At 74.3% G+C, this 12,624-nt stretch carries 14 protein-coding genes; 2 read left to right on the top strand and 12 right to left on the bottom strand.

Going from position 1 to position 12,624, the window contains the following annotated elements; genetic code table 11:
* Nucleotides 1–13: 13 nt before the first annotated feature.
* The 8 genes from ACLIYP_RS09370 to mshA form a co-directional block, all read right to left on the bottom strand.
* The gene (locus ACLIYP_RS09370) at nt 14–991 is read right to left on the bottom strand and encodes an alpha/beta hydrolase (protein ID WP_412712672.1); all 978 of its coding nucleotides are present in this window, start codon (nt 989–991) and stop codon (nt 14–16) included.
* Nucleotides 988–2,160: a branched-chain amino acid ABC transporter permease gene (locus tag ACLIYP_RS09365; protein WP_412712671.1), complete on the bottom strand. Its 1,173-nt coding sequence runs from the start codon at nt 2,158–2,160 to the stop codon at nt 988–990. Before ACLIYP_RS09365 ends, ACLIYP_RS09370 begins: the two co-directional genes overlap by 4 nt.
* Nucleotides 2,157–3,029 (bottom strand): branched-chain amino acid ABC transporter permease, encoded by an 873-nt coding sequence (locus ACLIYP_RS09360; RefSeq protein ID WP_412712670.1) that lies wholly within the window; start codon nt 3,027–3,029, stop codon nt 2,157–2,159. The genes ACLIYP_RS09365 and ACLIYP_RS09360 overlap by 4 nt, the downstream gene beginning before the upstream one ends.
* Nucleotides 3,026–3,883, bottom strand: coding sequence for an ABC transporter ATP-binding protein (locus tag ACLIYP_RS09355; RefSeq protein ID WP_412712669.1), 858 nt, complete (start codon nt 3,881–3,883; stop codon nt 3,026–3,028). The genes ACLIYP_RS09360 and ACLIYP_RS09355 overlap by 4 nt, the downstream gene beginning before the upstream one ends.
* Nucleotides 3,880–4,635 carry an ABC transporter ATP-binding protein gene (locus ACLIYP_RS09350; RefSeq protein ID WP_412712668.1) on the bottom strand — a complete coding sequence of 252 codons (756 nt, stop codon included), beginning with the start codon at nt 4,633–4,635 and terminating at the stop codon, nt 3,880–3,882. The genes ACLIYP_RS09355 and ACLIYP_RS09350 overlap by 4 nt, the downstream gene beginning before the upstream one ends.
* Before the next feature lie 5 nt (nt 4,636–4,640).
* A complete protein-coding gene (locus tag ACLIYP_RS09345; protein WP_412712667.1) occupies nt 4,641–5,864 on the bottom strand; it encodes a substrate-binding domain-containing protein in 1,224 nt (407 codons plus the stop codon).
* A gap of 315 nt (nt 5,865–6,179) precedes the next feature.
* A complete protein-coding gene (locus ACLIYP_RS09340) occupies nt 6,180–6,713 on the bottom strand; it encodes a type III secretion system chaperone family protein (protein WP_412712666.1) in 534 nt (177 codons plus the stop codon).
* A complete protein-coding gene (gene mshA, locus ACLIYP_RS09335) occupies nt 6,706–8,025 on the bottom strand; it encodes a D-inositol-3-phosphate glycosyltransferase (RefSeq protein WP_412712665.1) in 1,320 nt (439 codons plus the stop codon). Before mshA ends, ACLIYP_RS09340 begins: the two co-directional genes overlap by 8 nt.
* Before the next feature lie 224 nt (nt 8,026–8,249).
* On the opposite strand from mshA, the gene ACLIYP_RS09330 reads away from it, so the two are divergent.
* A complete protein-coding gene (locus ACLIYP_RS09330) occupies nt 8,250–9,074 on the top strand; it encodes a class I SAM-dependent methyltransferase (RefSeq protein WP_412712664.1) in 825 nt (274 codons plus the stop codon).
* A gap of 19 nt (nt 9,075–9,093) precedes the next feature.
* On the opposite strand, the gene ACLIYP_RS09325 is transcribed toward ACLIYP_RS09330, so the two are convergent.
* The 4 genes from ACLIYP_RS09325 to ACLIYP_RS09310 form a co-directional block, all read right to left on the bottom strand.
* Nucleotides 9,094–9,516: an Hsp20/alpha crystallin family protein gene (locus tag ACLIYP_RS09325; protein ID WP_093658797.1), complete on the bottom strand. Its 423-nt coding sequence runs from the start codon at nt 9,514–9,516 to the stop codon at nt 9,094–9,096.
* 158 nt (nt 9,517–9,674) lie between these two features.
* Nucleotides 9,675–10,529 (bottom strand): oxidoreductase, encoded by an 855-nt coding sequence (locus ACLIYP_RS09320; protein ID WP_412712663.1) that lies wholly within the window; start codon nt 10,527–10,529, stop codon nt 9,675–9,677.
* Nucleotides 10,526–11,107, bottom strand: a complete 582-nt coding sequence (locus ACLIYP_RS09315; RefSeq protein ID WP_412712662.1) for a TetR/AcrR family transcriptional regulator — start codon at nt 11,105–11,107, stop codon at nt 10,526–10,528. Before ACLIYP_RS09315 ends, ACLIYP_RS09320 begins: the two co-directional genes overlap by 4 nt.
* A gap of 31 nt (nt 11,108–11,138) precedes the next feature.
* The gene (locus ACLIYP_RS09310) at nt 11,139–12,188 is read right to left on the bottom strand and encodes a serine hydrolase domain-containing protein (protein WP_412712661.1); all 1,050 of its coding nucleotides are present in this window, start codon (nt 12,186–12,188) and stop codon (nt 11,139–11,141) included.
* Nucleotides 12,189–12,307: 119 nt separating this feature from the next.
* On the opposite strand from ACLIYP_RS09310, the gene ACLIYP_RS09305 reads away from it, so the two are divergent.
* A partial coding sequence (locus ACLIYP_RS09305) for a TetR/AcrR family transcriptional regulator (protein ID WP_412712660.1) occupies nt 12,308–12,624 on the top strand: 317 nt, incomplete at its 3' end.

Here is a 12,624-nt window from a genome sequence, read left to right as displayed (position 1 = left end):
GTTCGGCGGCGGGTCAGGCGCGGTTGTCCTCGGGTGCGGTCCTGGCCCGGATCTCCTCCAGTGCCGTGCGGACGGCCGCCGTGGCGCCGGGGGCGAGCAGGACGGAGTAGTGGTTGGCGCCGGGCACGCACCGCACGGTCACGCCGGAGCCGGGTCCCGGGCCGAGGCCGGCCGCGGCGAGGCGGTCCTCGTCGTACAGCCCCCGCGGCTCGTCCAGCATGCCGCGCTCGGCCCACAGCAGGGTCATGGGAACCCCGGCCGAGGCGGCGGTCCGCACCGCCGCGAGGGTCTCCGGGTCGGCCAGGACGTCCGCCCCGTCGGCCCGTACCGCCTCCAGTACGCAACTGCTGCGCAGCTCCGGCGCCCGCCCCACCAGGTCGCGGTCGACGTAGGCCCGGACGTCGTCGTTCCAGTGCGGGCCCAGGGCCGGGTGCTCGCGGAAGAACGCGCGGTACGCCTCCCGGTCGGGGAAGGTCATCGACAGCCGCCGCATCGCCGGGCCGATCACGGCCTCCAGCAGCTCGTCGATGTCCGTTCCCGCGGGGGCGGGGAAGCCCACGCCGCCGTCCACCAGCACCACGCCCGCGATCCGGTCCGGGTGGCGGGCCGCCGTCAGCGCGGCGACGAAGGCCCCCATGGAGTGGCCCACCAGCACCGTCCGCTCCCGGCCCAGGTGGTCCAGGAGGGCGATGACGTCCTCGGTGTGGGCGGCGAGCCCGTACGGCCCCGGGAGCGCGGCGCTGCGCGCCCGGCCGCGCAGGTCGGGGGCGTACAGCGGGACGTCCTCGCCCAGGGCGGCGGCCAGGGGGGCGAAGGAGCGGCCGTTGGCGGTGATGCCGTGCAGGGCGATCACCGGTTCCCCGGCGCCGGGCCACCGCGAGACGGCCAGTTCCCCTCCGCGCACCGGGACGGCCGTCTCCTGGGCGGTCCGTCCGGCCCGTGCGGTCCGTCCGGTCTTTCCAGTCCGTCCGGTCGCCGTCGGGTCCGTCATCGGGTCTCCTCTCCCCTCCGCCAGGTCAGCGAGCGCCGTATCGACGCGATGCCGCCCGGCGCCGCGTACACCGCGATCACGAACAGCGTGCCCAGGATCACCATCGGCTCCGACAGCGGCGCGCGCAGGGCGCCCGGCAGCCCGTGCACCAGGTCCGAACTCGCCAGCACCGCGAGCCGCTGGTCGAGGAAGGTGAACAGCACCCCGCCGACCAGCGGGCCCCAGCGGGTGCCGCTGCCGCCCAGGACGACCATCACCAGCAGGGTGAGGGTGAACTCCGGGGTGCTGGAGCGCGGGGTGGCGCCCGCCGTGACCAGCAGGTGCAGCGCGCCGCCCAGCACGCCGAGGGCGGAGGCCAGGACGAAGACGCCGAGCTTGTGGCGGAACGGGTCGTAGCCGAGGACGGAGACCCGCTGCTCGTTGTCGCGGATGCCCTGCCAGACCCTGCCGACCGGCCGGGCCACGGCCGTCCACACCACGGCGGCCGTCAGGGCGAGGTAGGCCAGGGCCAGCCAGTAGACGTTGGCGGTGTTCTCCACGCCGACCAGCGCGGCGGGCACCCCGTCTGTGTGCAGCGGCAGGCCCTCCTCACCGCCGGTGAGGCCGCCCGGGTTGCGCTGCACCCAGATCGAGCCGGCCTGGGCGAAGGCGAGGGTGACCATGGCGAAGCCGATGCCGCCCAGCGCCAGCCCGCGCAGCGAGACGGCGCCCAGGAGCACGGCGGCGGCGGTGCCGCCGGCCAGGGCCAGCCCGATGGCGGGGAGGAGGCCCAGGCCCAGTTCGGTCATGGCGAGCTGGGTGCCGTACGCGCCGCCGGCGACGTAGAGGGCGTGGCCGAAGGAGAGCAGGCCGGTGCGGCCGAACATCAGGTCGTATCCGAGGGCCAGTCCGCCGAACACCAGGCACAGGGCCAGCAGTTGGAGCGATCCGGGCGAGTTGACCGGGCCGTCGAGCAGTACCGGGATCTCCAGGGCGGAGTACGGCAGCAGGGCCAGGGCGGCCAGCACGGCGGCCGGGGCGAGCAGGCCCCGCCACCGTCGGGCGGGCCGGGCGGCGGGTCCGGTGGGCCCGGCGGATCCGGTGGGTCCGGTGGCGGTGGGCGCGGGTCGCTCGCCGGATGAGGACGGTGCGGTGGCCCGGGCGGCCGGGGAGGCCGGGGAGGCTGTCATGCGACTCCTCCTGCGAGTCGGGGGGCGGGGCGGGCCAGGACGACGGCCGCGAGCAGTACGACGACGGCGAAGTCGCCGTAGCCGTCGACGTAGTAGTTGGCGTACTGCTGCACCAGGCCGACGGCGAGCGCGGAGAGCGCCACGCCGGGGATGGAGCCCATGCCGCCGATGACCACCACGACGAAGGCGAACACCAGCAGCGAGGTGCCCTGGTGGGGGGAGAGCGAGCCGAAGTAGAGCCCGCCGAGGACGCCCGCCAGCCCGGCGAGGGCGCCGCCGATGGCGAAGACGAGGGTGAAGGCGCGGGTGACGTCGATGCCCAGGGCGGTGACCATCGCCCGGTCCTCCACACCCGCCCGCACGATCAGCCCGTAGCGGGTGCGGGAGAGGAAGAGGGTGACGGCCGCCAGCACCGCGAGGGCCACCGCGATCAGCACGAAGCGGCTGACCGGCACCTGTGCGCCCAGCACCGAGACGGTGCCCGAGAGCGCGTCGGGGACGGGGAAGGGGCGGGAGTCCGCGCCCCAGACGGCCTGGACGAGCGCTGGGACGGCCAGCGAGAGGCCGACGGTGACCAGGATCTGCTCGCGGGGGCGCCCGTAGAGGCGGCGGATGAGGACGAGTTCGACGACGATCGCCAGCAGTGCGCCGGTGGCGGTGCCGACCAGCGCGGCCAGCGCCAGCCCGCCGGTGCCGCCGACGGTCTCGGCGGTGCGCCAGGCCGCGTACGCCGAGACGGTGAGGAAGGCGCCGTGGGCGAAGTTGAGGACGTCCATCAGGCCGAAGATCAGGGCGAGGCCGGAGGCGATGAGGAAGTACAGGGCGCCCAGGCCCAGTCCGGTGAGGGTGAGCAGGACCAGCGTGCTCATGGGGTGGTCTCCTTGGTCGCGTGCTCGCGCTGTCCCTGCTCCCCGGACTGCTCCCCGGACTGTTCCCCGGGTCGCCCTCCGGCCTGCCCGGCCCGCTCGTGGCGGCCGACGCCGAGCAGGCTCGTGGTCAGCTCGCGGTCGGCCAGGAGGGCGGCCGCGTCGCCGGTGTGGACGGTGCGGCCCGCGTCCAGCACCACGGCGTCGCGCGCCAGGCGGCGTACGACGGCCAGGTTCTGTTCGACGAGCAGCACGGGGACGCGTTCGGCGGCGCGCTGGAGGACCTCGGCGACCTCGGTGACGACGCGGGGCGCGAGCCCCTTGGTCGGCTCGTCGACGATGACCAGGCGGTTGTCGTTGAGCAGGGCGCGGGCGAGGGCGACCATCTGCTGCTGGCCGCCGGAGAGGGTGCCGGCGCGCTGTCCGCGCCGGGCCTTCAGCTCGGGGAAGAGGTCGTGGACCAGGTCGTAGTGGTGTGGGCCGGAGCCGCGTTCGGCGAGGGCGAGGTTCTCGGCGACGGTGAGGGAGCCGAACACCCCGCGGTCCTCGGGCACGTAGCCGACGCCGCGCCGCACCACGGTGTGGGTGCGGTGGCCGGTGACGTCCTCGCCGTCCAGGCGGACGGTGCCGCCGGTGACCTCGCCGCCCTCGGGCAGCAGGCCCAGTACGGCGCGGACGGTGGTGGTCTTGCCGACGCCGTTGCGGCCCAGCAGGGCGGTGGTGCCGGTGGGGGCGACGTCGAAGCCGACGCCCTGGAGGATGCTGGACTGGCCGATGCGCACCCGCAGGTCGCGCACGGACAGGACGGGGGGCGGTCCGGGATCCGTTCCGGAGCCCGCTTCGGGGTTCGTGCTCACAGTTCCTCCCCCACGTACGCCTCCTGGACGGTCGGGTCGGCCATCACGGCGTCGGGTGTGCCGATGGCCAGCAGGGTGCCGTGGTGCATCACGGCCACCCGGTCGGCGAGGCCGAGCAGGATGTCCATGTGGTGCTCGACCATCAGCACGGTTCGGCCCTCGGCGCGGTGGAGGGCGCGGATGACGTCGGTCAGCTCCCCGACCTCCTCGGCGGCGACGCCCGCCATGGGCTCGTCCAGGAGCATCAGACGGGGCCCGCCGGGCGAGGAGCCTCCCTGGGCGAGGGTGGGGGCGAGCAGCACGGCGAGCTCCAGTTTGCGCTTGTCGCCGTGGGACAGGCCCCCGGCGAGGTCGTCGGCGCGGCGGGCCAGCCGTACGCGCTCCAGTACGGCCCGCACGCCCTCCCCGTCCTCCGCGACCCGCTTCGCGCCGGCCGCGCGGGCGGCCAGGGCGACGTGCTCGGCGACGGTCATGGTCGGGAAGACGGAGGAGGACTGGAAGGTGCGGCCCAGCCCGCGGCGGGCGCGGCGGTGGGGCGGCAGGCCGGTGATGTCGGCGCCGTCCAGGCGGACGGTGCCGCCGGTGGGGCGGGTGATACCGGAGACGAGGTTGAACAGGGAGGTCTTGCCGGCGCCGTTGGGTCCGATGACGGCGACGAACTCGCCCTCCTCCACGGCCAGTTCGATCCCGTCGACGATGGTCGCCGCACCGACGGACCAGCTCAGCCCGCTCAGTTCGAGGACAGGTGGCACAGCCGTCAGCCGATCTTCTTCTCGGCGGGGGCGACCTCCCGGGCGTCGAGGGTCTGGACGACCTTCGGCGCATCGCCGTCGAACTCCGCCTGGAACATGGGCTGGAGCAGCGCGTGGTCGCCCGCGCGGACGGTGTTCTCGCCCTTGATGCCCGCGAAGGTGTGGCCCTCCAGTGCCTTGACCATGGCGTCGGTGTCGCCGTCGGCGCCGGCCTCGCGGACGGCCTGGGCGACCATCTGGGCGGCGTTGAATCCGTCGGGGGTGAACAGGTCGGTCTTCCAGCCCTTCTTCCCGAAGTACTCCTCGACGGCCTTCGCCTCGGGGCTGTCGGTGGCGCCGGGCACGTAGTGGGCCAGGAGGGTGACCTTGTCGCGGGCCCTGCCGAAGACGGGGTAGCTGGCGCGGCTGTCGAGTCCGGTGACGACGGTGGCGGCGTCGAGCACGCCCTGCTGGTCGAGGGTGGTCCACATCGACTGGGCGGTGTCGCCGGCCCAGGCGACGAAGACCATGTCGGGCTCGGCGGCCTTGACCTTGGTGGCGGTCGGGGTGAGGTCGGTGGCGCTGGGCGGGGCGAGGACGGAGTCCACGGTGGTGCCGCCGGTGCCGAGCACGCTCTCCACGGCGGCGACGTTGGCCTGGCCGAAGGCGTTGTCCTGGGCGAGGACGACGACCTTCCTCCCCTTGCCGCTCCTGCCGTCCTCGCCCGCCTTGCCGCCCTCCTGGGCCTCGAGGATCCGCTGGGCGGTGGCCACGTCCTGGAAGGTCTGGCGCCCGGAGCGGAAGGTGTACTTGTTGGCGCCGGTGAGGGCGTCGGTGGCGGCGGGGCCGGAGATGTAGAGGACCTTGTTCTGGGCGGCGACCGGCGCGATCTGGGTGGCCACGCCGGAGGCGGCCGTGCCGGCGATGATCCGCACGCCCTGGCCGGCGCTCTTCTTGGCCAGCGAGACGCCCTTGGCGGGGTCACCGCCGTCGTCGTACTTGGTGACCTTGATCTCGACGCCGTCGATCTTCCCGGTGCCGTCGGTGGCGTGGTCGAGTCCGGCCTCGAAGCCCCTCAGGTACTGCTCGCCGTAGGAGGCCAGCGGGCCGCTGGTGGAGGTGATCAGGGCGACCTCGACCGCCTCCGCTCCCCCGCCGCCGGAGGCGGTGGTGCCGGGGCTGGAGCAGGAGGTGGCGAGTGCGGCTGCCACGGCTGCCGCGGCGAGGGAGGTGATGGCGGGTCTGCGCATGGCGGGAGGGCTCCTCGGCGGGTCTGTACGGGCCACCGGCGGGTGGCCGGCTCACGGTGGTGATGCCTGGCAGCGTCGCCTCACCCGTGTGCACCGGCAATGTCCGCGCCGTACACAGGAACACCCCGGCGCATGGGCTTCCGCCACATGGGCGCCGGGGCGTCCCGATCCCGCGGTGCGGTCCGCGGCGTGCTTCCGCGCTGCGATTCCGTGTCGCGATTCCGTGCTGCGATTCCGCCGTGCGGTCCTACGGCCTGGTTCCGCCGTGCGGTCCCGCGGCGTGCCCGCCGGCCGTCCCGTCCCCCGCCCGTCCGCTCACTCGTCGCGCAGCAGGTGCGCGAACGCCTCCAGGTTGCGCGTGGACTCGCCGCGGGAGGTCCGCCAGGCGTACTCCTTGCGGATGGAGGTGGCGAAGCCCATCTCCAGCAGGGTGTTGAACGCCCCGTCGGCGTTCTCCACGACCACGCCGAGCAGCCGGTCCACCTCCTCGGGGGTGACGGCCGGCAGCGGCAGCTTCCCCACGAGGTAGACGTCGCCGAGGCTGTCGATGGCGTAACCCAGTCCGTACAGGCGGGTGTTGCGCTCCAGCAGCCAGCGGTGGACCTCGGCGTGGTTCTCGTCCGGGCGGCGGACGACGAAGGCGTTGACGGACAGGGAGTGCCTGCCGACGATCAGGGAGCAGGTCGTGGAGAGCTTGCGGGTGCCCGGCAGTGTGACGACGTAGTTGCCCTCGGACGGGCTCTCCCACTTCAGCTCGGCTTCCCGCAGCGCCTGCTCGATCGCGGCCCTGGCCTTCGCGGTCGCCTCGCCGCCGTTGCCGCCGCCGCTGTTGTCGCGCTTGTCACCCATGTGCCGATCGTAGGTGACGGCGGCGTCCGGCCATCGCCTCGGCGTACACCTCGGCGGTGGTGGCGGCGGCGGTGTCCCAGCCGAAGCCGCTCGCGTGGCGGGCCGCGGCCTCGCCCATGCGGGACGCCAGCTCCCGGTCGTCGATCAGCCGCCGCAGCGCCCGCGCGTAGCCGGCCGGTTCGTGGCCGTCGACGAGGAGGCCGCTGACCCCGTCGCGGACGGCCACCGGCAGCCCGCCGACGGACGCGGCGACCACGGGCGTGCCGCACGCCTGCGCCTCGACGGCGACCAGGCCGAAGGACTCGCTGTACGAGGGCATCACCAGCACGCTCGCCGCGCGGTACCAGTCGGCCAGGAGCTCCTGGCCGACCGGCGGGCGGAAGCGCACCACGTCGGTGATGCCCAGGCGGGCGGCGAGTTTCTGGAGCTGCTCGGGCTTGGCCAGCCCGCTGCCGCTGGGTCCGCCGACGACGGGGACGACGAGGCGTTCGCGCAGCGAGGGGTCCTCGTCCAGCAGCAGGCGGGTGGCGCGCAGCAGGACGTCGGGGGCCTTGAGGGGCTGTATCCGCCCGGCGAACAGGGGGATGAAGGCGTCCTGCGGCAGGCCCAGGCGGGCGCGGGCGGCGGCACGGCCGTCGGCGGGGCGGAAGCGGTCGAGGTTGACGCCGGGGTGGACGACGGCCGTGCGGGCGGGGTCGGCGCCGTAGTGGTGGACGAGTTCGCCCGCCTCCTCGGCGGTGTTGGCGATGAGCCGGTCGGCGGCCCGTACGATCTGCGTCTCGCCGATGACGCGGGCGGGGGGCTCGGGGGTGTCGCCCTCCGCGAGGGCGGCGTTCTTGACCTTGGCCATGGTGTGCATGGCGTGCACCAGGGGGACGCCCCAGCGCTCGGCGGCGAGCCAGCCGACGTGGCCGGAGAGCCAGTAGTGGGAGTGGACCAGGTCGTAGTGGCCGGGCCGGTGGCGGGCCCAGGCGCGCATCACGCCGTGGGTGAAGGCGCACAGCTGGGCGGGCAGGTCCTCCTTGGCGAGCCCCTCGTAGGGACCGGCGTCCACGTGCCGCACCAGTACGCCGGGGGCGAGCTCGACGGCGGGCGGGAGCCCGCCGGTGGTGGCGCGGGTGAAGACCTCGACCTCGGTGCCCTGGGCGGCGAGCTGCCGGGCCAGCTCGACGATGTAGACGTTCATGCCGCCGGCGTCGCCGGTGCCGGGCTGGTGCAGTGGCGAGGTGTGGACGCTGAGCATGGCCACGCGGCGGGGCCGTCGCGTGAACCGGTGCAGCCGCCGACCGAGCCTGGTGTGGTGCGGGCTCACCTGCGCTGCCTCCTCGGGGACGGGACGCCGAGCGGCGGTCCGCTCTCTCGGGGCGTCAACGCCTCAACACCGGCCGGGGCAGTTCCCTTCCCACGCCCGTCCGTTTTGCCAAACCTTGACACGAAGGCGCGGTACGGGCACCGGCGGGTCACCCGCGCGGACGGACGGGGAGCGGGCGGGAGCGGCCGGACGGGGCCGCGGCGGGAGACCGTAGGGTTGCCGGCATGGGCAGGCGTGGGGCGGAGCGGCCCGTGGGGACCGTCACGCGGGGAACGACGAATCCGAACCGGCTGCGGCGCATGGACCGCTGGATCGCCGCCGTCCACGGGTCCGCGCTGCGCCGCACCGCCGATCCGTACGGCCCCGTCGCCGTGGACCTGGGGTACGGCGCCGCGCCCTGGACGGCCGTCGAGCTGCTGGAGCGGCTGCGGGCGGTGTGCCCGGACGTGAGCGTCACCGGCATCGAGATCGATCCGGCGCGGGTCGAGGCGGCCCGCCCCTACGAGCGTCCCGGCCTGGTCTTCGCCCGCGGCGGTTTCGAGGTGCCGCTGCCGGGCGGGCGGCGGCCCATGCTGATCCGGGCCGCGAACGTGCTGCGCCAGTACGACGAGCGGGAGGTCGTCCCCGTCTGGGACCGGCTGCGCGCCCGTCTGGCGCCCGGCGGGCTGCTGGTGGAGGGGACGTGCGACGAGATCGGACGGCGGCACGTGTGGGTGGCGATCGGCCCCGAGGGGCCGCGCACGGTGACGTTCGCGGCCCGGCTCGGCTCCCTGGACACCCCCTCCGACCTGGCCGAACGGCTGCCCAAGGCACTCATCCACCGCAATGTGCCGGGTGAGCCGGTGCACGCCTTCCTGCTCGACATGGACCGGGCCTGGGCGGCGGCCTCCCCGTACGCCGCGCTGGGCGCGCGGCAGCGCTGGATGCGTTCGGTGAAGGAGGTCGCCGCCGACTGGCCGGTCGTTGACGGGCCGCACCGCTGGCGCCAGGGCGAGGTCACCGTGCGGTGGGAGGCCCTGGCGCCGGGCGGCGGCGGTGAGGGGACGTGAGGGCGCGGAACCCTCGGAGTCAGCTCGTCAGCTCCTTCTTGCCGGAGCCGCCGCTGATCTGGATCTTGCGCGGCTTGGCCTGCTCGGCCACCGGGATGCGCAGCGTCAGGACACCGGCGTCGTACGAGGCGTCGATCCGGTCGGTGTCGAGGGTGTCGCCGAGGAAGAGCTGCCGGCTGAACTTGCCGGTGGGCCGCTCGGCGGCGATCCGCTCGGCGTCCTCCGGTCCGAGCCACCGGCGCTCGGCGTGGACGGTCAGGACGTTGCGCTCGACGTCGAGGTCGATGCTCTCCGGGTCGACACCGGGGAGGTCGAAGTGGACCACCACGTCGTCACCGGAGCGGTAGGCGTCCATCGGCATTCCGACCGGGCGGGCCGTGGTGCCCAGGAGCTGCTCGGTGAGGCGGTCGAGCTCGCGGAACGGGTCGGTGCGCATCAGCATCACGGGTCATCTCCTTCCCTGGCACTCCATCCTGCGGTGCCCTTCACTTCCTATATAACTCCAGGAAGGAAAATTGACAAGCCCACACTCAACTACGGTGGAAACAGCAGGTCACGAGCGTGCGCCGGAGCCCTGCCGGGAATGGAGAGCCCGCTCGGCTAGACGGCCGCCGCGGCCGGGCGGGGGGTGCGGAACCGCGTCCGCAGATAGGCGTCGAACACCCGGCCGCCCAGCAGGCGCCGGGTGTGCACCAGGGCCCTGGCGGCGGGGGTGACCACGTAGCGGGTGCGCGGCCGGGCGGCGGTGGCGGCGCGCTCGACGACCCGGGCGACGGCCTCGGGCGGGGCGGACAGCAGCTTCGAACCGTAGGCCGCGGACATCTGGCGGTCGGTGGCGGCGTTCAGCGCGGCGTAGGGCCCGGCGGCGCCCCCCGACCCGGCCAGGGAGCGGGCCGCGGTGTCGCCGAAGCCGGTGCGGATCAGGCCCGGCTCGATCAGGCTGACCCCGATCCCGAACGGCGCGGCCTCGAAGCGCAGCGCGTCGGTGAGCGCCTCCACCGCGTACTTGCTGGCGTGGTAGTAGCCGCCGGCGGGGAAGACCAGCCTGCCGCCCATGGATCCGATGTTGACGATGCGGCCGCGCCCGGCCGCGCGCATGCCGGGCAGCACCAGTTGCGTCATCCGCGCCAGCCCGAACACGTTGGTCTCGAACTGCCGGCGCACCCTGTCCAGGTCGGCCTCCTCGACGGTGCCGTACTCGCCGTACCCGGCGTTGTTGACCAGGATCCCGACCGAGCCGTGCTCGGCCTCGACCGCCGCGACGGCCGCGGCCATGGACTCCTCGCCGGTGACGTCCAGGGGCAGGAGGCGGGCCCCCGCGCCGGCCAGGCCGGCGACGGCCCCGGGGCGGCGGGCGGTGGCGTAGACGGTCAGCTCCGGGCGGCGGGCCAGGCGCAGGGCCGCGGCCCTGCCTATGCCCGAGGACGCTCCGGTGATCAGCACGGCGGTGGTCATGAGTGCTCCTTCGGGGCGGTGGGGGAACGGTCGAGACCCGCGGCGAACAGCTCCACACCGCGGCGCAGCCGCCGGGCCGGGGCGTCGGGGTCGGACAGGTCCGCCTCCAGGCCGCGGGTGAAGGCCAGGAGGAGTTCGGCGAGTTCGGCGGCGTCCGCGTCCGGACGCTCGGCGGTGACGACGGAGGCGAGCAGCTCGCGCATGGCGGCGTCGTAGGCGGCGATCGGCTCCGCCGACAGGCGGGCGTCGACGCTCAGCAGCTCGACCGCGTGCGCGGGGCTGTCGGCCCACACCTTCGCGAGCATCCCGAGCTTCGCCTCCAGGACGCCGGTCAGCCTCGCCGTGAGCCCGCCCGGGGCCCCGGCGGCGGCGCGCGCCCCGGCCAGGGAGGTGTCGAGCAGGCGCGCGACCAGACGCCGGAACGCGTCCTCCTTGTTGCGCACGTGCTGGTAGAGGACGGGGCGCGACATGCCCGCCTCCCGCGCGATGTCCTCCATCGTCGTGCGCCTCACCCCGTGGCGGGTGAAGCACGCGTACGCGGCGTCCAGGATCCGTTCGATCCGCTCGTCATCCGACATGCAGACAATCTTTGCACAGAATGTCTGAACGTCAAGCGGAGTCCTCGCCACGGAGCGCGTCGACGGCGGTGAGCACGGCCGTGCGGTCGGCCTCCTCGCCGGTGACGCCGTACCACCACACGCCCAGCGGCGACCGGCCCGTGTCGTTGAGGGAGACGACCGCGGCACGGCGGGCGGGATCCACGGCGACGAGCTGGCCGCCGGAGCCGTCGGCCCAGACCAGGCCGCGCTCGGAGTCGGTCCACCACAGCAGGCCGTAGCCGTCGTAGACGTCGCTGTGGCCGACGGGGGAATGCCGCGCCAGCGTCCGCTCCACCCACTCCCGCGGAACGACCTGCCGCCCCTGCCAGCGACCGCCGTCGGCATAGAGGGCGGCGAAACGGGCCAGGTCCCCGGCGCTCATGTAGAAGCGGTACATGCGCAGCTCGGTGTCGTCCGAGGACTGGTAGACGACGTTGCCGGGGCCGAAGTCGCGCATGCCGGTGGGCTCGGCGATCCACTCGGTGAAGGCCTCGCCGAGGGTGAGGCCGGTGCGCCGCTCGAAGATCACGCCCAGGGCGTTGAAGTCCCAGTTGTTGTAGTAGAAGAACGTGCCGGGGCGGTGGCTGCCACGGGCCGGGCGGCGCTCCTTCATCCCGCCCGACTCGCCGATCGAGGGCAGGTAGACGCCGGAGCGGGCCCGGAGCAGGTCCCAGACGGTGGCGCTCTTCTCGGTGGCGGTCAGCGGGGTGCCCGGCTCGTCGACACCCAGCTCGCCCAAGGTGGCGTCCAGGTCGATCAGCCCGCGTTCGGCGGCTATTCCGTACAGGGCGCCGACCAGGCTCTTGCGCACGGAGGCCACGTTGTAGAGCTCCCGGACGGCTCCGGTGGCATGGACCTGTCTGCCGTCGCGGACCGCCACCAGGGCCTCCGCCCCGGAGGCCCGCACCGCCGCGTCGATGTCCCCGCGCGCCGACGAGGGCAGCGGCGCGGCCGGCATCGCCCGGCCCCCCGTGCCGGGGGCCTCGGCGAAGGGCCGGCTCAGCCACCAGCCCGCCGTACCGGCGAGCACCGCGAGCACCGCCACCACCACCACTGCCACACGCCGGATTCCACTCATGACCCCACTCCAGTGAATCGAATTCTCTTCAGAGAACGCCGTTCTCCAAAGAGTACGATAGCCCGGGACATGCAGGGCACCACGACCGGGAGTCGGCGTTCATGAGCAGGGCATCATCGGGCGGTCCGGGCGGGCACCGGGCACGCACGCGGGAACGCACCCGTACGGAACTGCGCGCGGTCGCCCGCCGACTGCTGGCGGAGCACGGGCCGGAGGCGGTGACGCTGCGCGCGATCGGCAAGGAGCTGGGCCTGGTCCCCTCGGGCGTCTACCGGTACTACCCGTCGCGCGAGGAACTCCTGAGCGCCGTGGCCGGGGACCTGTACGCCGATCTGCTGGCCCGGCTGACCGAGGCGGCCGGGCCGCTGCCTCCGGGCCCGCGCGCCCTGCGCGCACTGGCCGCCGCCTACCGGGAGTG

Origin of the sequence: Streptomyces nanhaiensis, assembly GCF_046614825.1 — a bacterium.
In the GTDB taxonomy this organism is placed as follows: domain Bacteria; phylum Actinomycetota; class Actinomycetes; order Streptomycetales; family Streptomycetaceae; genus Streptomyces; species Streptomyces radiopugnans.
The sequence above is the reverse complement of the archived record's forward strand: the minus strand, read 5'-3'. Positions and strand labels throughout refer to the sequence as shown.